Origin of the sequence: Cohnella nanjingensis (assembly GCF_014212125.1) — a bacterium.
Taxonomy (GTDB): Bacteria; Bacillota; Bacilli; order Paenibacillales; family Paenibacillaceae; genus Cohnella; species Cohnella nanjingensis.
In genome coordinates, this window is record NZ_JACJVP010000024.1 from 338,437 (window position 1) to 357,956 (window position 19,520).

22 protein-coding genes are annotated in these 19,520 nt (G+C 61.5%); 9 read left to right on the forward strand and 13 right to left on the reverse strand.

All coding sequences use genetic code 11. The features are described from left to right. Window positions 1–106: 106 nt before the first annotated feature. Together H7C19_RS15380 and H7C19_RS15385 are read right to left on the reverse strand one after the other, a co-directional pair. A complete protein-coding gene (locus tag H7C19_RS15380; RefSeq protein ID WP_185143529.1) occupies window positions 107–1,021 on the reverse strand; it encodes an NADP-dependent oxidoreductase in 915 nt (304 codons plus the stop codon). Beyond that, window positions 1,018–2,418 (reverse strand): MFS transporter, encoded by a 1,401-nt coding sequence (locus tag H7C19_RS15385; RefSeq protein ID WP_185143530.1) that lies wholly within the window; start codon window positions 2,416–2,418, stop codon window positions 1,018–1,020. Before H7C19_RS15385 ends, H7C19_RS15380 begins: the two co-directional genes overlap by 4 nt. A 131-nt stretch (window positions 2,419–2,549) precedes the next feature. Between H7C19_RS15385 and H7C19_RS15390 the strand changes: the two genes are divergently transcribed. From H7C19_RS15390 to rlmN, 4 genes are all read left to right on the forward strand, one after another. Continuing rightward, the gene (locus tag H7C19_RS15390; protein ID WP_185143531.1) at window positions 2,550–3,437 is read left to right on the forward strand and encodes a LysR family transcriptional regulator; all 888 of its coding nucleotides are present in this window, start codon (window positions 2,550–2,552) and stop codon (window positions 3,435–3,437) included. 218 nt (window positions 3,438–3,655) lie between these two features. Further along, window positions 3,656–5,170, forward strand: coding sequence for a DHA2 family efflux MFS transporter permease subunit (locus tag H7C19_RS15395; protein WP_185143532.1), 1,515 nt, complete (start codon window positions 3,656–3,658; stop codon window positions 5,168–5,170). A 14-nt stretch (window positions 5,171–5,184) separates the two neighbouring features. Further along, window positions 5,185–5,787: an acyl-CoA-like ligand-binding transcription factor gene (locus tag H7C19_RS15400; protein ID WP_313731676.1), complete on the forward strand. Its 603-nt coding sequence runs from the start codon at window positions 5,185–5,187 to the stop codon at window positions 5,785–5,787. Window positions 5,788–5,968: 181 nt separating this feature from the next. Then, window positions 5,969–7,048: a dual-specificity RNA methyltransferase RlmN gene (rlmN, locus tag H7C19_RS15405; RefSeq protein ID WP_185143533.1), complete on the forward strand. Its 1,080-nt coding sequence runs from the start codon at window positions 5,969–5,971 to the stop codon at window positions 7,046–7,048. Window positions 7,049–7,198: 150 nt separating this feature from the next. On the opposite strand, the gene H7C19_RS15410 is transcribed toward rlmN, so the two are convergent. The 4 genes from H7C19_RS15410 to H7C19_RS15425 all read right to left on the reverse strand — a co-directional run bounded on the left by H7C19_RS15410 (window position 7,199) and on the right by H7C19_RS15425 (window position 11,100). Continuing rightward, the gene (locus H7C19_RS15410) at window positions 7,199–8,479 is read right to left on the reverse strand and encodes an MFS transporter (RefSeq protein ID WP_185143534.1); all 1,281 of its coding nucleotides are present in this window, start codon (window positions 8,477–8,479) and stop codon (window positions 7,199–7,201) included. A 108-nt stretch (window positions 8,480–8,587) separates the two neighbouring features. Beyond that, window positions 8,588–9,013, reverse strand: coding sequence for a MarR family winged helix-turn-helix transcriptional regulator (locus H7C19_RS15415; RefSeq protein WP_185143535.1), 426 nt, complete (start codon window positions 9,011–9,013; stop codon window positions 8,588–8,590). 200 nt (window positions 9,014–9,213) lie between these two features. Beyond that, window positions 9,214–9,726, reverse strand: a complete 513-nt coding sequence (locus tag H7C19_RS15420) for a hypothetical protein (RefSeq protein WP_246469535.1) — start codon at window positions 9,724–9,726, stop codon at window positions 9,214–9,216. A 150-nt stretch (window positions 9,727–9,876) separates the two neighbouring features. After that, complete coding sequence (locus tag H7C19_RS15425) at window positions 9,877–11,100, reverse strand: MFS transporter (RefSeq protein WP_185143536.1); 1,224 nt, start codon at window positions 11,098–11,100, stop codon at window positions 9,877–9,879. Between the two features lie 138 nt (window positions 11,101–11,238). Here H7C19_RS15425 and H7C19_RS15430 point away from each other — a divergent pair, with 138 nt between their 5' ends. Together H7C19_RS15430 and H7C19_RS35250 are read left to right on the forward strand one after the other, a co-directional pair. After that, window positions 11,239–11,601, forward strand: coding sequence for a winged helix-turn-helix transcriptional regulator (locus H7C19_RS15430; RefSeq protein ID WP_185143537.1), 363 nt, complete (start codon window positions 11,239–11,241; stop codon window positions 11,599–11,601). Window positions 11,602–11,603: 2 nt separating this feature from the next. Next, the gene (locus H7C19_RS35250) at window positions 11,604–11,729 is read left to right on the forward strand and encodes a hypothetical protein (RefSeq protein ID WP_281384872.1); all 126 of its coding nucleotides are present in this window, start codon (window positions 11,604–11,606) and stop codon (window positions 11,727–11,729) included. Between the two features lie 202 nt (window positions 11,730–11,931). Here H7C19_RS35250 and H7C19_RS15435 read toward each other — a convergent pair whose 3' ends face one another. Both H7C19_RS15435 and H7C19_RS15440 read right to left on the reverse strand, forming a co-directional pair. Further along, a complete protein-coding gene (locus tag H7C19_RS15435; protein ID WP_185143538.1) occupies window positions 11,932–12,585 on the reverse strand; it encodes a DUF2306 domain-containing protein in 654 nt (217 codons plus the stop codon). Between the two features lie 25 nt (window positions 12,586–12,610). Next, window positions 12,611–13,453, reverse strand: coding sequence for an SGNH/GDSL hydrolase family protein (locus H7C19_RS15440; RefSeq protein WP_185143539.1), 843 nt, complete (start codon window positions 13,451–13,453; stop codon window positions 12,611–12,613). A 291-nt stretch (window positions 13,454–13,744) separates the two neighbouring features. On the opposite strand from H7C19_RS15440, the gene H7C19_RS15445 reads away from it, so the two are divergent. Beyond that, window positions 13,745–15,073, forward strand: coding sequence for an APC family permease (locus tag H7C19_RS15445; RefSeq protein WP_185143540.1), 1,329 nt, complete (start codon window positions 13,745–13,747; stop codon window positions 15,071–15,073). 235 nt (window positions 15,074–15,308) lie between these two features. Beyond that, window positions 15,309–15,785, forward strand: a complete 477-nt coding sequence (gene greA / locus H7C19_RS15450; protein ID WP_185143541.1) for a transcription elongation factor GreA — start codon at window positions 15,309–15,311, stop codon at window positions 15,783–15,785. 180 nt (window positions 15,786–15,965) lie between these two features. Here the strand turns inward: greA and H7C19_RS15455 are convergent, their stop codons facing one another. From H7C19_RS15455 to H7C19_RS15465, 3 genes are all read right to left on the reverse strand, one after another. Then, the gene (locus tag H7C19_RS15455) at window positions 15,966–16,385 is read right to left on the reverse strand and encodes a hypothetical protein (protein WP_185143542.1); all 420 of its coding nucleotides are present in this window, start codon (window positions 16,383–16,385) and stop codon (window positions 15,966–15,968) included. Beyond that, window positions 16,369–16,842: a MerR family transcriptional regulator gene (locus H7C19_RS15460; RefSeq protein ID WP_185143543.1), complete on the reverse strand. Its 474-nt coding sequence runs from the start codon at window positions 16,840–16,842 to the stop codon at window positions 16,369–16,371. Before H7C19_RS15460 ends, H7C19_RS15455 begins: the two co-directional genes overlap by 17 nt. A gap of 144 nt (window positions 16,843–16,986) precedes the next feature. Beyond that, on the reverse strand, window positions 16,987–17,691 hold the full coding sequence (locus H7C19_RS15465; RefSeq protein ID WP_185143544.1) for a DUF6022 family protein: 705 nt from the start codon (window positions 17,689–17,691) through the stop codon (window positions 16,987–16,989). A gap of 102 nt (window positions 17,692–17,793) precedes the next feature. Between H7C19_RS15465 and H7C19_RS15470 the strand changes: the two genes are divergently transcribed. Continuing rightward, window positions 17,794–18,513 carry a TetR/AcrR family transcriptional regulator C-terminal domain-containing protein gene (locus tag H7C19_RS15470; protein WP_185143545.1) on the forward strand — a complete coding sequence of 240 codons (720 nt, stop codon included), beginning with the start codon at window positions 17,794–17,796 and terminating at the stop codon, window positions 18,511–18,513. On the opposite strand, the gene H7C19_RS15475 is transcribed toward H7C19_RS15470, so the two are convergent. After that, window positions 18,496–18,870, reverse strand: coding sequence for an MmcQ/YjbR family DNA-binding protein (locus H7C19_RS15475; RefSeq protein ID WP_185143546.1), 375 nt, complete (start codon window positions 18,868–18,870; stop codon window positions 18,496–18,498). The genes H7C19_RS15470 and H7C19_RS15475 overlap by 18 nt on opposite strands. Next, on the reverse strand, window positions 18,867–19,322 hold the full coding sequence (locus tag H7C19_RS15480) for a GNAT family N-acetyltransferase (protein WP_185143547.1): 456 nt from the start codon (window positions 19,320–19,322) through the stop codon (window positions 18,867–18,869). The genes H7C19_RS15475 and H7C19_RS15480 overlap by 4 nt, the downstream gene beginning before the upstream one ends. Between the last annotated feature and the right edge of the window lie 198 nt (window positions 19,323–19,520).

The following is a 19,520-nucleotide window of genomic DNA, read 5'->3' on the forward strand; positions in this document are numbered from 1 at the left end:
GTATGAACAATGGAAGTTGAATAACGCTTCGTAAAGGGCCTGTCGATACGAAGGAAGCCGGAGAGGGCCGGGCGAATCTCGTACAACTACAACCCAGCCTTCTCGTTCAGCCGACGGACAAAACGATCTTGCCGCGGCCGTGTCCGCTCTCGACCATCCGATGCGCATCCGCGGCTCGATGCAGCGGCAGTACCTGGCGGAGATGAATCTTGAGCTTCCCCAGCGCATAGAGATCGACAAGCCCCCGCAGTCTCTCCGCGGTCCGCGTGCCGCTCAGCGACGGGACGCCGAGCGCTTGCGCAAGCTCGAAAGACACCATCGTCCGGATCTGGTTCAAGTCCTTCACGAGCGCCACGGACGCCTGCAGGGCTTCCGGTCCGGCGGCGTCCAAGACGGCGTCCACGCCGTCAGGGGCTATCTCGCGGACCCGCTCTGCGAGCCCGTCGCCGTATCGGACGGGGATCGCGCCAAGCGAGCGGAGATAGTCGTGGTTGGGCTCGCTGGCGGTGCCGATGACCGTCTTCGCTCCCCATGCCAGCGCTACCTGGATCGCGGCGGTGCCAAGACCCCCGGCGGCGCCGTGAATGAGCACCGTGTCTCCCGCCCCGACATCGAGCGCCCGCAGCGCCATATGGGCCCCTTGCGTGTTGCCGGAGAATCCTCCGGCGACGGCCCAGGGCATGCCGGGAGGCTTGCGCACGATCTGGTCTGCGCCCACCGTCACATATTCGGCGTACCCGTTCAGCATCGTGAAGCCGAGCACCTCATCTCCAGCGGCGAAATCGGTCACCCCGTCGCCGACCTGATCGATGACGCCGGCGAATTCGTTGCCTGGCACCACGGGCAGCCTAGGCTTCAGACTGGCGGGCGGCTCTCCTCTGCGAATTCCGCAGTCGAAGGGCATCACGCCCGCCGCCATGACGCGGACCCGTACTTCGCCGGGTCCGGCTTGCGGGTCCGGGAGCTCGATAAGCGTCAGGACCTCGGGTGAACCAAAAGATACAGCAGCCATTGCTCTCATGAGAGATCTCTCCTTGGCAGATCGGCGATCGTCGTCGCGACGCTCCGACCCTTTCTATTGAATTGCAAGTAGTAGATTCCCGACATCAACAGGACGACAAGCGCAAGCAGCAGATAAATATTGCTGTAGACGAACGCCGCGGGGTGCGATTGCGCCGGATTCCAGCCAGATCCGGCCCCGCGGTCCACCATCGTGCTGTAGAGGCTCGAACAGACGGCGCCGGCGATGAAGTTCAGCATCGAGAGGAGCCCCATGCCCACGCCGACCTGCTCCTTGGGGAGCGTGCGGGAGATCGCGTTGGACAGCGCGATGTAGGAAAAGGTCTGTCCGATATTCCCGAAGATCAGGAAGAAGGCGATCCCAAGCGGGGCGGCTGCCGCAAAGGACGACAGAAGCGCGAAGCAGGTGAAGAACAGCAGGCTCGCCGCATAGAAGAGGAACCCGTTGCCTTGGAGATCCGCCAGTTTGCCGCCCGTTCTCCCCAGCGCGGCCGTCGCCGTGGCTGCCGGAACCATGACGAGACCGACCCAGCCGGCGGACAGGTGCTGAACCTGCGTCAACAACTGCGGACTCAGGAAAGGGAGCGAATAGCCGACCCCGGTCCCCAGGAAGGCCAACGTCAACCCCGTCCCGTACCCCTTGCTCCGGAACAGCTCCGGCTTCATGAACGGTTCCTTCGCGGTCCGTATTCGCGCGGCGAACAGGAGGAAGCAGACGAAGCTGCCCGCGGCAGGCGGCCATGCCCGGTTCGTGATCGCGAGCAGCAGCAGCGCCACCGTCCCCGCGAGCAATCCGCCGCCCAGCCAATCGATCCGGCCGCGCCGCAGAGGCTCGTCGATCAGATATTTGCGGTAATACGGCAAGACGAGCACGGTAAGCAGCGGGACGCAGAACAGATAGCGCCAATGGACCGCGCTGATCAGGAGCGCGGCGACGGCCGGGCCGATCGCGCTGCCGATCGCGCCTCCGGTCATCGCGATGCCCAGCGCGCGCCCCCGTCTCTCCTGCGGGAAATAGCGCACGGGCAGAATGGCGGCTGTCGCCGGGATGACGGCGGATCCCGCGGCTTGGATCATACGGCCGATGAGGACCGTCTCGAAGTTCCGCGAGGTCAGGCCGAGGAGGCAGCCGAACGACAGGAGGATAATGCCGATCGTGATCAGTGTCTTGAGCTTGTAGCTATCGGCGAGCTTGCCGTAGAGGACAGTCCCGACGGCGAAGATCAAGAGGTAGGCCGAGGCGATCCAGCTCACTTGGGCGAAGGACAACCGGTATTCGCGCATGATCTCGGGCAGCGCCAGGTTGAACATCGTCCCGCTCATGACCGAGATGGCGAGGGTGAAGGCGAGGATTCGAATGAGCCGATCTCCGGCCTGCCGCTGCCTTTCACTAGACATCGTGCACCATTCCTCTCTTTATAGACTGGACGCCGCCGCTTGGTTTCCCTTATTCTATAGTCGATTCGGTATAAACAAAAATATATCGTTTGACATATAGATCATATACTTGAGTATATGGAGGGAAGCGCATGGAGCTGCTTCAATTGCGATACTTCCGGACGGTGGCTCGCCTTGAGCATATGACGCAAGCCGCTCAGAAGCTGCGCATCGCTCAGCCCGCGCTGAGCAAGACGATCGCCCGGCTGGAGGAGGACGTCGGCGTTCCGCTGTTCGACCGCGGCGGCGGACGGATTCGGCTGAACCGGTTCGGCAAGGCGTATCTGGACAAAGTGGAGAAGGCGTTAAACCTGCTGGAGGAGGGGCAACGGGAAGTGTCCGAGCTCGCAGGGTTGGAGCAGGGGAGCATCCATCTGGTGACGTCGACGGTCGATCGTCTGTCCGAGCCTTTGCACGCGTTTGTCGCGCGGTATCCGGATATCCACTTCCGCATCTCGCAGGCCCGTCCGGACGAGATGGCGCAGCTGCTCGAATCCGGCGAGGTGGACCTCGTCTTCGCGGCGATGCCGATCGACCGCCCCGGATTGACGATGGAGATCGTCCTGAGCGAGGAGCTCTATCTTGCTGTACCAAAGGGGCATCGCTTCGCGGATCGGGCGCGCATCCATCTGCGCGAAGCGGCGAATGAGCCCTTTATCGGGTACAAAGAAGACTTTATCTTTCAGCGCATGAACGATGCGTTCTTCGAAGCGGCGGGATTCGCGCCCAACTTCGTCTGCCGAGTCGACGAGCCGCCCGCAGTCGCGAGTCTTGTTCGGGCCGGTCTTGGCTTGGCCCTCTATGCCTGCCAGAACAGAGAGAGCGTCGATATGCAACTCCTATCGATCGAGAGTCCCGTCTGCCAACGGCAGTATCGTCTCATCTGGCATGACAAACGCTACCTCTCCTTGGCGGCGCGGAAGTTTCGCGATTTCGTCCTCGATTATTTTGCGGAGGGGCGTGCGGCGTTGGAGGCGTAAGCCTCTCCCCTGCATCCCGTATGTCAACGGAATATTGGCCTCTGAGGAGGCGAAGCGAAGGCTCGGTTCCTGCGGACCGTGCTTTTTCTTTTGCCCGTCGCGGCAGAATGATCGAACCCTTCTCGAAAAGAGAGAGTATTTAAATTGACAGTAACATTCAAATTATATAAAGTATCAAATGGAATCGTAAATCAAAATATTGGAAGGCGGAAACGGTCATGAGAAATCCGGCAGCCCGCAAATGGTGGGTGCTTGGGGCGCTTGCGCTCAGTCTGCTTACGGTAGGTCTTGATCTGACGGTACTCAATCTGGCACTGCCTACTCTCGCCACAGATCTGCACGCGACGAACGGCGAGCTGCAATGGTTCGCCGACGCCTACAATCTCGTGCTGGCGGCGGCGCTCCTCCCGGCCGGCCTGCTCGGCGACAGGTTCGGCCGCAAGAAGATGCTGCTCCTGGCATTGGTCTTGTTCGGAGCGGCCTCCTTGGCTTGCGCATACGCCGACTCGGCGGCGGGGCTGATCGCGGGACGCGCCGCGCTCGGACTCGGCGCCGCGCTCCTGATGCCCTTGTCCATGTCGATCATTCCCGTGCTGTTCACGGAGGAGGAGCGCCCGAAGGCCATCGGCATCTGGACGATGGCGAACGCGATCGGCATTCCGCTCGGCCCGATCGTCGGCGGCTGGCTGCTGAACCATTACTGGTGGGGCTCCGTGTTCCTGATTAATCTGCCGATCATCGCCGTCGCGCTCGTCGCGGTGGCGGTGCTGCTGTCGGAATCCCGTAGCGCCGTTCGATCCCGGGTAGACGTCTTGGGCGTACTGACTTCCAGTCTGGGGCTGGTCTGCGTGACGTATGGCGTGATCGAAGCGGGGGAGAAAGGCTGGGGCAACGGGGCGGCCCTGTCCACGCTGCTAGGCGGGATGGCGCTGCTGGGGGCGTTCGTGCTCTGGGAGCGTCGTGCCCGCCATCCGCTCGTCGATCTGTCGCTGTTCCGGTCCAAGAGCTTCACCTGGGGGTCGCTGCTCGCGACGGCCGTCTCCTTCTCGATGTTCGGCTTGCTGTTTGTCGCGCCGCAATATTTTCAAGCGGTCGAAGGGGCGGATGCTTTCGGGACGGGACTGCGGCTGCTCCCCATCATGGGCGGTCTGCTAATCGGGGCCAAGGTAGCCGAGCCTCTCCTTCCCCGCCGGGGCGCGCGGGGCATCCTGTCGACAGGCTTCTTGCTCCTCGCGGCGGGATTGGCCATGGGAGCGGTCACCGGCGTGGAGAGCGGCTACGGCTATGCCTCCGTCTGGCTGTCCGTCGTCGGGCTCGGGATCGGATTCACGCTGCCGACGGCCATGGATGCGGCGATCGGGGCGCTGTCCACCGAGCGCAGCGGCGTCGGCTCCGCGCTGATCATGGCGCTGCGTCAAGTCGGCGGCACGATCGGGGTCGCGGTCCTGGGGACTGTGCTCAGCAGCGGATATCGTGATAAACTGGTTACGGACGGACTGTCCGGCGAGCTCGCCGAGACGGTGCGTCGCAGCGTATCCGCGGGCGTGGCAGTCGCGCATCAGATCGATTCGCCGGCATTGCTCGCTTCGGTGCGTTCGTCCTTCGTTCACGGGATGGGCGCCATGCTGTGGATATGCGGAGCCGTCGCTGCGCTGGGCATCATCCTCACGCTCGTCTTCCTGCCGCGGTATGCGGCGCGGGAGAAGGCGCCGGAGACGGAGCTGACCACATGAGGGAGTGAGTTCGTTTGTCATCCGAGGTTCAACCGCCCCAGGGCTTGCGCGAGCGCAAGAAGATGAAGACGATGGCGGCCATACAGCGGCACGCCATGCGGCTTTTTCGGGAAAAAGGCTATCAAGCGACGACCGTGGAACAGATCGCCGAAGCGGCGGAGGTCTCTCCCAGCACGTTCTTCCGTTACTTTCCGACCAAGGAAGACGTGGTGGTCAGGGACGACTACGACCCTCTGCTCATCGAGGCATTCGAGGGACAGCCGCCAGATCTGAGTCCCTTCCAAGCGTTGCGCAACGCGATGCAGGCGGGGCTGCGCGAGATCGCCCCCGATGAATTGACTACGCTCCTCCGCGAGAGGAACCGGTTGATCTTGACGGTACCGGAGCTTAGGGCCGCTATGATGAGCAACTTGTCGGACACGATGCTCTTGCTCGCCAGACTGGTCGCCAGGCGCGTCGGCCGCGCAGAGGACGATCTGGCCGTGCAGACATTCGCCGGAGCCTTCGTGGGCGCCATCTTTGCGGTCATGAACCTTCACGCGACGGATCCCGAAGCCGACTTCGGAGATCTCCTCGACCGGGCCTTGTCCCATTTGGAGGCAGGTCTGCCGCTGTGAGCAAGGGAGAATCTTGGCGTAGGTCCCTGGGCATGAGAACATACGGACGGATGGGCGGGGAAGTCCCGCTCATCCGTTTTTGCCGTGGCGGGCAAGCCGCTTCGATTCATGTTAGAATGGTCTGAGGAACGGGCCTCGCGAGGCCGCGGGCCGTTGACATAGAACGAGAAGAGGTACCTTCATGAACCAACCATCCATCTACGGATTAACCTTAGATCAGCTTGTCGCTTGGCTCGCCGAACGCGGGCACAAGAAGTCCCGGGCGCATCAAGTCTGGGAATGGCTGTACCGCAAGCGCGTCGGGGACTTTGCCGGGATGACGGACGTGAACGCGGATTGCGTCGCCCTACTGGACGAACACTTCGTCATTCGGACGCAGACCGAGCACCTCCGGCAGGAATCCGCGGACGGGACGATCAAGTTCCTGTTCAGGCTGCGGGACGGCAATCTGATCGAGACGGTCCTGATGCGGCACAAATACGGGCTGTCCGTCTGCGTCACGACCCAGGTCGGCTGCAACATCGGCTGCAGCTTCTGCGCCAGCGGGCTGATCGCCAAGAGCCGCGACTTGTCCGCCGGCGAGATCGCCGAGCAGATCATGAACGTGCAGCGCCATCTGGATCAGGCGGGACAGGACGAGAAAGTCAGTCACGTCGTGGTGATGGGGATCGGCGAGCCGTTCGATAACTTCGCCAACCTCATGGATTTCCTGCAGGTCATTGCCGATCACAAGGGTCTCGCGATCGGTCCCAGACACATCACCGTATCGACGAGCGGCCTGGCAGACAAGATCCGCGCGTTCGCCGATACGCAGCTGCCGGTCAACCTGGCCGTCTCGCTGCACGCGCCGAACAACGAACTGCGGACGCGGATCATGAAGATCAATCGCGCGATCCCGATCGAGAAGCTGATGCCGGCGATCGACTACTATCTGGAGAAGACGAAGCGGCGGATTACGCTCGAGTATATTCTGCTCCGGGATGTCAACGACCGCGTAGAACATGCGATGGAGCTGGCGGAGCTAATCGCCGACCGCCGCAAGCTCGCTACGGTCAACTTGATTCCCTACAACCCCGTAGACGAGCACAGTCAGTATCAGCGCAGCGAGCAGGCTGCGATCATGGCTTTCTACGATACGCTGAAAAAGCAAGGCATTAACGTCAGCGTCCGTTTGGAGCACGGGGCGGATATCGACGCCGCCTGCGGACAGCTCCGCAGCAAGCAGATGAACCGTCCCGAAGCCGCCAGCCCGACCGCCTAGAGCGGCCGGGCTTTTCCGTCTCCGGGGACCGACCGGCCGCAGCATGCGGAAGAATCGTACGGAAGCGAACGCAGCCCGGCCGCTTAGCGCGGTCGGGCTGTTCGTCTACGGCGGGGGAGATCCGGTTCCCCGGCACGTATGGCGGCGTGCTTAAGCTTGAAGCTGCTGACGCGCCGCCGCTCCGATCTTCGCGACGCGGATCGCCATCAAGGCCGCGAAGAAGCAGACGAAGCCGGCGACCACGAACGGAACGGTATAGGCGCCGAGCCACTGCCGCACCGCGCCCGCGCCATAGGCCGCTACCGATGCGCCGACCTGGTGGGCGACGACGATCCAGCCGAAGATCATGCCGGATTTGGCTTTGCCGAACTCCTGGGAGGCGAGCTTCACCGTAGGCGGCACGGTTGCGATCCAATCCAGGCCGTAGAACACGCTGAACACCAGGAGCGCCGTCGGACCCGCGCTAAGCGCATACGGGAGGAAGATCAGCGAGAGGCCGCGGAAGCCGTAATACCAGAACAGCAGCCACCGGCTGTCGAAGCGGTCGGAGAGCCAGCCCGAGAGCGTCGTGCCGATGAGGTCGAACATCCCCATCAGGGCGAGCAGCCCCGCGGCCGTCACTTCGGCGATCCCGTGGTCGCCGCAGGCGGGGATCAGATGGGTGCCGATCAGGCCGTTCGTCGAGAAGCCGCAGAAGAAGAACGTGCCGGCGAGCAGCCAGAAGGTGGCGCTCCGGAGGCTCGAACGCAGCGCTTGGAGCGGCGCGAGGAAGATGCTGCCTCGGAACGGCTCCGGCTTCGTCACCCGTTCCTCGCCGTAGGCGGGAAGGCCGACGTCGGAAGGGTGGTTGCGCATGCCGATCGCGACGAGGATCATCACGACGAAGATGACGGCGACGGCCGTAAAGACGGCGTATCTCCACCCGATCTGGGCGGTGATCTGCGCGAGCAAGGGCAGGAAGAGCAGCTGCCCCGTGGCGGCGCTCGCGGTCAGCAGACCGACGACGAGCCCTTTGCGTTTGACGAACCAATGGTTCGTCACGGTGACGCCGAGGACGTTGGCCATCATCCCGGTGGCGAGTCCCGACACGAGTCCCCACAGCAGCTCAAACTGCCAGAGCGCGGTCATGAGGGGCGTGACGGCGAGGCTGGCGGCCAGCACGGCGAGCGACACGACGATGACTCTGCGAATGCCGAAGCGCTCGAGCACCGCGGCGGAGAAGGGGCCGACGAGACCGTACAGGAAGATCCCGACGGAGATGACGCCCGAGATGCCGCCGCGGCTCCAGCCGAATTCTTTCTCGAACGGCAGCATGAGGATGCTCGGCATGGAGCGAATTCCCGCAGAGACGAGCAGGGTGACGAAGGCGAGGAGAACGACGACCCACCCGTAATGAATTTTTCTAGGCGCCTTGGCGCTGCTTGCGTTCATTCGAACCCACTCCATATTTATGCTTTAGTTGTACATACAATAAAATGTGTGGCGTCGTGAGCCTTGCCCGACCGTCGCTTCCGCGAAGCGGTCTCCTCTTGACCGCGATCAAGTCTTCTCGAGATGCTCGCTCGTCGAGATCAGGTCCATCGACATTCGCGTCGCGAATTCCTCGCCCAGCACGGCTTCGTATCTTGCCTTCAGCCGCTTCGAGGCGTTGCGTATCTCTCCTTCGAGGGCCTGCCCCTTGGGCATCGGATAGACCAGCACGGTCTTGCCGTGCACCTTGCGTTCCACGAGCTGCTTGGTCTCCAGCTTATCGATGAACCGCGTGAGGGTGGAGGGCGCGATGCTGAGCTTCTCCGAGAGCTCCTTCTGCGTGATGCCTGGCGCGCTGTTCACGAGCCGGATCAGATAGCCGTACATCGGCGTAAGCCCCGTCGGCGCGAATTCCTCTTCGGCAATCTTGGTGATGGCGCGGCCCAGGCGATTGGCGGTGAAGAACATGCAGCTACTCAGGAAGCTATCATCCATGATCGGCGACCTCCGTTTTTTATTTTGTATGTACAACGAATATAATGGGTTTTCCTGACGTTGTCAATCCCATTTCGCCATATGAAAAAAGCACCCCGAAGGGTGCTCGCGCAAAGGTGCTGGAAATCATGGCTATCGAAACCTCGACTGCTGAATCCATGGTTGCAGCGCGCCTTTCTTTTGAAGCTGTCTGCCGGTGCCTAGACAGTCGTTCTCCGGCGGAAGAGCATCACCAGGCCGCCGGCCGCGATCAGTCCCATGGCGAGGATCGGCCGGCCGTGCAGCAGACTGCCGAAGAGCGCCCCGATGGCGAAGATCGCGAAGAAGAGCGCCGACAGCACCGTCAGGATGTTGATCGGGATGAGCAGCCACTTGTTCCGCGTGCCGAACCAATAGAGCTCGAACAAGCCGACCGCGACGGCGAAGATAAAGCCCGGCCACATGAACGACCAGCTGTCGAACAGCATGGACACCTGGCAGACGAGTCCCGCCGTGAGCAGGATGCCCCCGGGGACCAGCACGCCGACGCCCCGTCGCTGCAGGAGCGAGAAGTACAGCCAGTGGAAGAATACGCCGAGCGGCAGCACGAACATGCTCGGCCAGAAATAAGCGAAGATCGAGCCCGTTCCCCAGTGCACTCCGCCCCGGGTGAACATAAAGATGCCCAAGAGGATGAGGATCGGGCCCAGCAAGAAGTTGCGGCTCGCATTCAGATTCAAAGGAAGTCCCTCCCGTTATCCGTTGCCATTGTTACTTCAAGAATACCAGGAACAGGGGCAAGCGTCTTCGGCTGAGGGACGTGGTGCTTATCGGACGCGAGACGGTTGACGGAATAAGGGTAAATGTGCTTGACGGCGCGCGGATTAGCAATAGGCGGCCCGAGAAGGGTCGCGCTTGCTCGCCTTCGCCGTATCCCTCCGCTCCAGCGCGCGGCTCCAGCCGGTCAAGGCGACGGCGAAGAGCACCATGATGGCGCCTACCCATGTCGTATGAATCAAGCCGAGCGAATCCGTCACGACGCCGCCCAGATAGGCGCCGATGGCGATGCCGCCATTGAACGCGGCGATGTTGACGGCCGAAGCCGTGTCGACGGCGTTCGGGGCGTAGCGCTTGGCGAGCGTCACGACGTGCGACTGCAAGCCGGGCACGTTCATGAAGGCGAGCAGTCCCATGAAGAAGATCGTGGCGACGCCGGCGATCTTGAACGGCACGGTGAAGGCGAGCACGAAGAGCACGACCGCCTGCACGGCGAACATGTAGAACAGGGCGCCGATCGGATTGCGGTTGGCCGCCCTCCCCCCGACGACATTGCCGATGGCGATGGCAATGCCGTACAAGAGGAGGATGCCGGCTACGGTCCTTTCCCCGAATCCGGTTATATCGTGCAGCAGCGGGGACAAATAAGTGAAGACGACGAACGTGCCCCCATAGCCGAGCGCGGTAATGGCGAAAGCCAGCAGCAGGCGTCCGTTCGCGGCGAGCTTGGCTTGATCGCGCACGCTCGTCTTCGTGCCGGGGCGCAGGTCCGCCGGGACCAAGACCAGGTTGGCGATCAGCGCAACCAAGCCGACGGCGACGATCGCGACGAAGGCCGTCCGCCAGCCCCAATGCTGGCCGATCAACGTGCCCAGCGGCACGCCGGTGACCGTCGCGACCGTAAGACCCGAGAACATGATGGAGATGGCGCTGGCTCTGCGGTTCTCGGCGACGAGGTCGGCCGCGATGGTGGAGCCGATCGACATGAACACCCCGTGCGCCAAGGCCGATACGACGCGGGCGACGAGGAGCAGGGCGATGCCGTTCGCGGCGGCGGCCAGGCTGTTGCCGGCGACGAAGACGATCATGATCCCGACGAGCAGCGTCTTGCGGGAGACGCCGGAGGTCAGGGACGTTAAGACGGGGGCGCCGAAGACGACGCCGAGGGCGTACAAGGTCACGGTGAGTCCCGCAGTCGTGACCGATATATGCAGGTCATCGGCGATCAAGGGCAGCAGCCCGACGCTGATGAACTCGGTTGTGCCGATGGCAAAGGCGCTGATCGCGAGCGCGATGAGCGCGAACGTGCTTTTTCTCTGCGCGTATGACATCATATTCACTCCTATGCGGTGGTAATGACCGGCCGGTAGGTGTATTATGAGACATCCGGATCAGAATGAACAGTACGCACCTTAAAGTAGGATAGGTACTTGAAAGTTCCTATAAGCGGATCGAAAGGATGTCATGAGGTGAACCAAAAGAAATACAACGTCTCGGTTGAGGCGGCCCTCGAAGTCATCGGCGGCAAATGGAAGTGCGTGATCCTGTGCCACTTGATGCGCGGGAAGAAAAGAACCAGCGACCTGAAGCGTCTGATGCCTGCCATCACGCAGAAGATGCTCACGCAGCAGCTGCGCGAGCTGGAGGAGCACGGCATTGTCAACCGAATCGCCTACAATCAGATTCCGCCGAAAGTGGAGTACGAGCTGAGCGAGTATGGGCACAGCTTGGAGCCGATCCTGAATTCGCTCTGCGAGTGGGGAGAGGCGCGCATCATTCGAGAGTATGGGGACAAGTTCGCCGTGCTGGAGGACAACATTCTCAATCATTAGAAATGCGTAAGAACGTACAAGAAAGGCGCTTGGACACGGCGCTGCAGCTGTTGGAGCCTGCGATCGTCATTATCCTTGGATTTTTTGCCGGCGTCCCGCTGAGCGGGAACGGCATCCATCTGGCGTAGAGCGGCGTGCCGGCGGTTGCTGCTGCTCTTCGTGAACGACTTCTTGGGGAAGAAGAAACGGTAAGAGGGCATGCTATGGAAGCGAGATGGCCATAGTACGTAAAGGGCGTACCCGATATGCCGCTTCAGCGTTACCGGCGCATATCGCCCAAAGAGACGTACCCCGTACGCCTCTTTTTCGCATGGATTCGTGTAGCCCCTCTTAATCTCCACGCAACCTTTGGGCGAAGACCCATTCCGCCAGCAGGAGATTGACGATGAGACCCAGCCAAATGTTGACTTCAAGCACGAGCGATACTACGGCTTGTACGCCGCCTGGCGGCAGCCCCCCGTGGCCCGCGACGAAGATCAAGATGCAGAGCGGCGTGATGAGCCGGGCGGTCGCCGCGACGAGCGTCACCGCATAGCTGCGCAGCATCCACAGCCCGTGCGCGCCGTATTGTCGCCGCCGAATGGCGACGTATCCCCGCCAGCCGGTGAAGAGCCACAGCGCGGCTAAAGTCAGGAAAGCCAGTTGGCGGATGAAGCTCTCGGTGAAGGCGCCTACGACCAGTCCCGTCGCGCCGCCGATCGCGACGCAAATCAAGTAGATGCGTCCGATCAGCCGATGAAGACCGGGGCGACGGCGCCGAAGAGCGGGGAGGAATTGAAGCCAGCCCACGGCAAGCGCCAGGAACGAAGCGAAGATATGGACGAGCAGCAGCGGAAAGTGCAGCGGGAAGGACGGGTCGAGATCGACGCGGCTGAGGCCGGGGTCCAGTAGGACATACGGGCCGACGGCGAATCCCGTCGCGCCTCCGAACAGGACGATGAGGATCAGCCAGCCGGGATTCCATTTACGCTTAGCAGGAGTCATTGTCATCTGCCGAATATATGAAGTCTCATGGCTGCCCCTCTTCCTCGGCCAGCCGCTCGACCAGCCGCTTGAGGATGGCCTGCTGCCCCTCGGTCGAAGGATGAATGCCGTCGGGGCCGAGCAGCTCCCCTGCTGCGGCTCCCTCGAACGCCGGCTGGACGTCGATCACCGTCTCCGGCCACCGGCGGATGAGGTCGCCGACGACGCGGATATCGGCATTCCGCCAATCCAACTGACCCAGCTTGAAATGCGGATTCGCAGAGACGCGCGCTTCGTCGAACAGCGGAGGCGTGATCCACGCCCATCTCGCGTCCGTCTGCGCGCCTGCGATCTGTCGGATCGCGGCGAGATTCCGGGCGGTCTCCTCCATGCTGACCAGCGAGATCGCCGAATCTCGGCCCATCCGCGCGACGTCGTTGGCCCCGGCCAGGAAGAAGATCCAGTCGGGCCGCCAGGCGCAGATGGAGGGGAGCCGGCCCAAGATCTGCGTCGTCGTCTGTCCGGATACCCCTTCGTTGACGATGCGGATGCCGTCCCGCGGCCGCCGGATCGCCAGCGCTTGCCGCAGCATCTCGAGCCAGGATACGCGATCGGCCGTCGTGCTCTCGCCGATCCCTACGATCGTCTCGCCGGGCTTGAAGGGCAGGCGGTCGATGCCTGCCGCGAAGACCGGGTTCGCGAGCAATCGCTCGGCGGCCTCCCGGGCTTGGTTCTCCAGCGCCAGCCGGGTCTCGCGGAGCGCGGCTTCGTCCATCCCGTACAGCGCCGCGATCAGCGGCTCGTCCCAATGCCGCACGAAGCCCAATAGCTTCTCGGGATGCTGGAACTGCACGAGCTTCGTCCAGGGGGACGGTGAGCGTTGATCCATTTTTTTGCCTCCTTAAGCGTTCTTTACTCCTTTCATCGTACTGCTCATTTCTAAATGGCGGCTAAATTCATATCTAAACAAAGCATTAAATCAGGATACGGCAAATCGACCGCTCGATTCGGCTGGTATTCGAAGCGATCCGCAATGAGGAATCAGGTCGTAAACAAGTCGCGACGAGTCGCGCCGACGGATAAAGAGGAATTTGGCCGCGCGAAACGGACCCTTTTTCAAGGGGCCGTTTTGAGATAAGGTGGGAGTACAGTGTCGATTCCGTAAACGAGGTGTTCCCGCATGTCCATGCCTTCCGGCCACAAGCAAGGCCTTCGCGAAGTGTTGTCGCTTCCCCAGATCGTCGCGCTCTACATCGGTTCCGTCATCGGGTCGGGCATCTTGCTCGTGCCCGGCCTGGCGGCTGAGCTCGCGGGGCCTTCCTCGATCGTCGCCTGGCTCGCGATGTCCATCCTCGTCATCCCGATGGCGATCACGATGGGCCTGCTCGCGGCGAGGCATCCGAGCTCCGGCGGCGTGTCCCACTTCGTCAAGTTGGCCTATGGCGCGCGCTACGGCAACCTCGTCGGCTGGTTCTTCCTGCTCTCCGTGCCGATCGGCGGCCCCGTCGTCGCGGTAACCGGCGCCCAGTACGTCGGCGTGCTGCTGCATTGGGGCAGCGGCCAGGTGCATGCGCTGGCCGCTTTGATCATGGTCGTCCCGTTCGTCATGAACATCTTTGGCCTCCGCTTGGCGGGGAGCGTGCAGACCGTCGTCATCGCCTTGATCCTGGCGATCCTGCTGCTGGCGATCGGCACGGCCATCCCGCATTACGATGCGGCCAACTTCACGCCCTTCCTGCCGCGCGGCGGGTTCAGCGTGATGAAGGCGGCCGGCCTCATGTTCTGGTGCTTCATCGGCTGGGAGGCGGTGACCCATCTGTCCGCCGAGTTCGTCGATCCGCGGCGGAACGCGATCCGGGGCGTCCTGTGGAGCGCCGGCGTCGTCGCCCTGATCTACTTCGCCGTCGCCTTCATGACGGTCGCTACGCACAGCTATGGCGACGGTCAATCGGCCGCCTCGCTCAGCGTGATGGTGCATCTCTCGCTGGGGCCCGTCGGCGGCTGGATCGTCGCGGTAGCCGCGCTGTTCATCTGTTTCGCCGCCCACAACGCCTATGCGAGCGCGGCGGCGCGCATCGCCTACGCCCTCGCCCGGGAGGGCGCCGCGCCCCGCTGGTTCGGCCGGCTGCATCGCAAGTACCGGACGCCCATCGGCGGACTCGCATTTCTGGCGGCGGGCAGCGCGATCGCGCTCGCGGTGCTGTACAGCGGCGTCGTCTCGCTGGCGCAGCTGATCGAGCTGCCCAACGCCACCTTCATCGCCACCTACATCGGCGGCTGCCTCGCGGGCGTCCGCCTCATGCGCGATTACCCGCTCGGGCGGGCGGCAGCCTGGATCTCGCTTGTCGTCACGCTGGGCCTGTACCCTTTCCTCGGGTGGTCGGCGCTCTATCCGCTTGTTATCGTGGCGATCGTGCAAGTCTGGCAGCGTCGCCGAACTTCGGCTGTTCCAGCGGGCTTGGCCCCAGCGGATCCAGCGAAGCCAGATCTTCCCGCTTCACATTCGTGATCGTCTGCACGCTTGTGTCTGCGATGGAATAGCGGTACAGCTTGAAGCGGTCCGAAGGGGATTCGCTCCTTTCCAATATCGGGATCATCCTTATAGACGACAACGGCGCCGGGAAGCTGGTTAAGGATGGTTAAATCTTTCTCCCCCCAATCTTCGCTTTATGACCCGATATCCTGTAGAATTGAAGAAGACGACGATACGGAGACGACATCAATCAGGATCGGGAGTGTCTAAGATGACGAGCGAAGACGAAGTGATCCTAACCCCGGAGGGGTTCGCGAGCCTCGAGCAAGAGCTGGAAGAGCTGAAGACCGTCAAGCGCAAAGAGCTTGCCGCCCGGATCAAGACGGCGATCAGCTACGGGGATCTGAAGGAAAACAGCGAATATCATTCCGCGAAGGACGATCAGGCGTTCATGGAGACGCGCATCCTTACGATCGAGAAGATGCTGAAGCGGGCGCGGGTCGTGAAGAGCGCGGGTGCCTCGATCGTGCAGGTCGGATCGATCGTGGTCCTGAACGACGTGGAGATGAGCGAGCGGATCGAATACCGGGTCGTAGGCGGGGCTGAAGCCAACGTGGCCGAGAACAAGATCTCATACGAGAGTCCGATGGGGAAAGCGCTCATGGGCCGATCCGTAGGGGACCTGATCCAGGTGGATGCGCCGATGGGGATCATCGAGTACGAGCTGCTGGAGATCAAGTCGGTTTAGCGCTCGTTGAAGTTGAAGGGGTCGCCTCGCGAAACGGAAAAAATCGTACGCTAAGCCATTCATTACATGAAAAAACCGGACCCTTTACTCTCCAAAGGATCCGGTTTTCGTTATCGGGTAGCTTGAGCCCGTTGAACTAACGTTCTGCGTTATGGATCTAACGCCTGACAAATAAAGAATTCAACGTCTCGTGGTTTTTGGCTTCATTCTTATGCCCAATAGGATGAAGGCGACATAGATTAAGATGGCAATCGAATCGATTAACGTATCCGCAAGTGCCGAAACGTCTTGGAATGCCGTTATACCGAGAATGACCATCAGTCGGACGATCAGAAGCGACACGATCGTCCATGCGGCAAACTGGATCTTCAATCGCTCGCTTTGGAACGACATGAAAATGAACGCGATGCCGAAGACCAGATTTTCCGCCGTGATGATGTGCCAGACATACATGAATACCGTCCGGGTATCCATGGTTATCGCGCTCACGTGGAGCGTCGGCAGCACGGCGGATTGCCCGTTCCATGCGTGCGTAACGGCAAACAGTATCGCAAGAATACCTGCAATCAGATAATAATAATTTCTAACCTTGACGTCCATGACATCCCTCCTCGGATATTCCAGGTTCCTTCTTTCGAATAGCCTGGTAAATCTCGCGAACGAAATCCGCCAGCCGCTGGTCGCTCTCATGATTAAGGTCCCTTAGCGCTTCGGCGGCTACGTCGAGCAACTGACTGATCTTTTCCAGACGGGCAATCTTCTTGCGCGTTTCTGCATGCTTGGCATCGAGGAACGCAGCGACTTCCCGGCAATAAGCAGGGTCTACATTCTCCATCCTGTGAAACCCAAACTTTCCCTTGATCTCGTCAAGAGAAAAGTCCGCATACTGCATGATTTGAATGTTCATCAAGTCGATGAGGTCGTTCTTCGAATACCTGCGGTACCGATTGTCTTCCCGGGACGGCGATACGATTCCAATCCGGTCATAGTACCGAAGCGTATCCTTCGGGATCCTAAGTAGCCGGGAGACCTCTTGTATAGAATATAATTGTTCCATGAATTCAAACTAACATTGGAGTATCCTCCAATGTCAAGTCGAGTTTTATATTTTTTTCGTCCAGGCTGTCCGAAATCCGAATAGGGGCTGTTCCGGTTGCCGTCTGGCGCCGGAGCGGCCCCTTCGCGTATGTCCCGACTCTGCTTATCTCGCCGGCCGTTTGAAGTAGCCGACCAGACGGTCGCCGTGCGGCATTACGGTTACCAGCTCCCAGCCGTTGCGCCCCCATAGCGCGAGCGCATGGTCGATATAGCCGGTGCCGGTCTGCCGCTGCCCTGCCGGAACGTTCAGATAGTCGCCGAGTCCGGCGTCCGTCCCATACTCCCAAGCTTGGGCCGGCTCCGCGCCGAAGTTCCGATAGGAGACGCCTTGGCCGGTCAAGCGCACCGCCGCGTACGACAATGCTGCGGCGATCGCGGACGGTTCCGTCTCCTCGAGAGCGAGGAAGTTCGGCGCCTGGGGGAGGCGGAACGAGACGTGCGAATGGAACAGCTGAAGAACGGCCGTCCCCGCCGCTACGCCGTCCGCGTCGCGCACGACGTACCAGCAGCAGCGCTCCCGCTCTTCGGGCGGTCCCCAGTTCTCGACGGAGTCGTGCCGGTTGAAGCCCGCGCGGATCGCATATCCGGCAGATTGGAGCCGCTGGGCGATCGGTTCCATCAGCCGCTGCACGAACGCGCCGTAGGCGCGGTCGCCGTAGTTCGCGAACATCTCGGTCAGCGCCTCCTCTTGTTCGTTCCAGATCGTGGTCCAGACCTCCGCCAGGTGGCGGTTCATCTGCTTGACGAGCGCGTGAATAGGGGATTCGGAGCGCCCTTCGGCGGGTACGTTATCGGAATTCGGGTTCATAAAACATCCTCCTCAGCAATCTAATTGTATTAGATTATTAATCTAATTGTGTTAGAATATAGCGTTATGCTATACTTGTCAAGAGAAAGGGGAGGTTCGACGATGGCGAGGAGAAGGGTTCGTCCTGCCCGGGATACGGAGGGTTCGGGCGGGGAAGCGCCGCTGCATATTCCGCTGGATCGGACGCGGATCCTGCACGCGGCCTTGGGGTTGTTGAACGAAGTCGGTCTGAAGGAGCTCAGCATGCGGAGGGTCGCGGACGCGCTCCAGGTGAAGACGGCTTCCCTCTACTATCATGTCAAGGACAAGGACCGGCTCTTGGAATGGATCGCGGATCGGATCAGCGAGGAATTGGGCGAATCCGAACCGGAGGGGACGTGGAGGGAGAAGCTGACGGCGTGGGGAGCGCATTTCCGGGCGGTCCTGCTTCGCTATCGGGATGCGACGGAGATCTTCAACTCGCATCTGGCCGCGGGTGCCGGCCGGCTCGCGCAGATCGAACGGCTTTACCGGATCTTTGCCGAGGCCGGCTTCCCGGATCCGCAGATCCCGTGGCTGTCCTCCATGCTCAAGAATTACGTGCTCGGGTTCGTAGCGGAGGAGCTTCGGCTGCTCGCGTTCGCCGGCCATGGCGAGGAGGCGATGGCGCAGCTGGGCGAGCAGTATAGCCGGTTCTACGGCGAGCTGCCGCCGGAACGGTTCCCGCATGTAGTCCGCCTGGCCGCCTATACGACCGAGTCGGACGGCGAAGCGGAGTTCCGCTTCGGATTGGACGTGCTCCTGGACGGATTCCAGGGACGGCGGTCAGCCGTTGGGCCTTGAAGTCTGGGAGATGCGCAGCCGCTCTGCCTTGGGCAAGTTGGCGTACACGAGCAGGTAAGACGCTTCGAGCATCTCGGACACGACGCGATCCGGCACGGTGCCGTCCAGCACGACGGTGTTCCAATGCCGCTTGTTCATATGGTAGCCGGGGAAGACGGTGCCGGGATAGGTCTCCCGCTGCAGCCAGGCTTCGTCCGGCGAGGTCTTCAGGTTGACGCTCTCCGACCCTTGCCAATCGCCGAGCAAGGCGAACATCTTGCTCCCCACATAGAGCACCGGCATCTTCGGATCGAAAGGGTACCGCAGGCTCGTTCCGGCATAGGACAATCCAAGCGCGATCAGGTCCTGATGCTTCATAGGCTTTTCTCGTAGCAGAGGCTATGCTCGGAATCCGCATATTCCCCGTATTTGGCGATTGCGGCGTATCCGTTCTTCTCGTAGAAACGGATGGCTTCGGGCTGCTCGGTTCCCGTCTCGAGCCGGATGACGGCGAAGCCCGTCTCTCTGGCCTTGCGCTCGAGCGCCTCCAGCATGCGGCCGGCGATGCCTTGGCGGCGGACGGACGCCTCCACGAAGAACCGCTTCAGCTCCGTCGTCTCGCCGCCCAGGGGCCGGATTGCGCCGCAGCCGACCGGCTCGTCGTCCGCGTAGGCGACCATGAGCGTGATCCGATGAACGTTCGGATCGTCGAAGTCCAGTCCGTGGATGTCTTCCGGCCGATAACGCGTAAGAAGATCCTCGTCCAGCTTGGCGATCATCCGCCGGAGGTCCGCGCTGTCCGATTGCACTTCGATTACTTGCACATTCATAAGAGTTCCTCATTTCTGCATCCGGATATGAATACAGAATAGCGGATAACTTGTCCTTCGAGAAGGGGGCATCCGCCTCCTGCCGGGAAGCGGTCTCCGATTCCGTCGGGGATACGATGGCCCGTCTGCGCGCACCTGGTTAATTCTCGCGACAGATGCACGCCATCAAAAATCTGCGGTCGGAGCGGGCAAACGGTC

Coding starts and splice junctions, on each gene's coding strand:
- H7C19_RS15380 (WP_185143529.1), bottom strand. CDS start 1,021: ATGAGAGCAATGGCTGCTGTATCTTTTGGTTCACCCGAGGTCCTGACG.
- H7C19_RS15385 (WP_185143530.1), bottom strand. CDS start 2,418: ATGTCTAGTGAAAGGCAGCGGCAGGCCGGAGATCGGCTCATTCGAATC.
- H7C19_RS15390 (WP_185143531.1), top strand. CDS start 2,550: ATGGAGCTGCTTCAATTGCGATACTTCCGGACGGTGGCTCGCCTTGAG.
- H7C19_RS15395 (WP_185143532.1), top strand. CDS start 3,656: ATGAGAAATCCGGCAGCCCGCAAATGGTGGGTGCTTGGGGCGCTTGCG.
- rlmN (WP_185143533.1), top strand. CDS start 5,969: ATGAACCAACCATCCATCTACGGATTAACCTTAGATCAGCTTGTCGCT.
- H7C19_RS15410 (WP_185143534.1), bottom strand. CDS start 8,479: ATGAACGCAAGCAGCGCCAAGGCGCCTAGAAAAATTCATTACGGGTGG.
- H7C19_RS15415 (WP_185143535.1), bottom strand. CDS start 9,013: ATGGATGATAGCTTCCTGAGTAGCTGCATGTTCTTCACCGCCAATCGC.
- H7C19_RS15425 (WP_185143536.1), bottom strand. CDS start 11,100: ATGTCATACGCGCAGAGAAAAAGCACGTTCGCGCTCATCGCGCTCGCG.
- H7C19_RS35250 (WP_281384872.1), top strand. CDS start 11,604: ATGCGTAAGAACGTACAAGAAAGGCGCTTGGACACGGCGCTGCAGCTG.
- H7C19_RS15435 (WP_185143538.1), bottom strand. CDS start 12,585: ATGACTCCTGCTAAGCGTAAATGGAATCCCGGCTGGCTGATCCTCATC.
- H7C19_RS15440 (WP_185143539.1), bottom strand. CDS start 13,453: ATGGATCAACGCTCACCGTCCCCCTGGACGAAGCTCGTGCAGTTCCAG.
- H7C19_RS15445 (WP_185143540.1), top strand. CDS start 13,745: ATGTCCATGCCTTCCGGCCACAAGCAAGGCCTTCGCGAAGTGTTGTCG.
- greA (WP_185143541.1), top strand. CDS start 15,309: ATGACGAGCGAAGACGAAGTGATCCTAACCCCGGAGGGGTTCGCGAGC.
- H7C19_RS15455 (WP_185143542.1), bottom strand. CDS start 16,385: ATGGACGTCAAGGTTAGAAATTATTATTATCTGATTGCAGGTATTCTT.
- H7C19_RS15460 (WP_185143543.1), bottom strand. CDS start 16,842: ATGGAACAATTATATTCTATACAAGAGGTCTCCCGGCTACTTAGGATC.
- H7C19_RS15465 (WP_185143544.1), bottom strand. CDS start 17,691: ATGAACCCGAATTCCGATAACGTACCCGCCGAAGGGCGCTCCGAATCC.
- H7C19_RS15470 (WP_185143545.1), top strand. CDS start 17,794: ATGGCGAGGAGAAGGGTTCGTCCTGCCCGGGATACGGAGGGTTCGGGC.
- H7C19_RS15475 (WP_185143546.1), bottom strand. CDS start 18,870: ATGAAGCATCAGGACCTGATCGCGCTTGGATTGTCCTATGCCGGAACG.
- H7C19_RS15480 (WP_185143547.1), bottom strand. CDS start 19,322: ATGAATGTGCAAGTAATCGAAGTGCAATCGGACAGCGCGGACCTCCGG.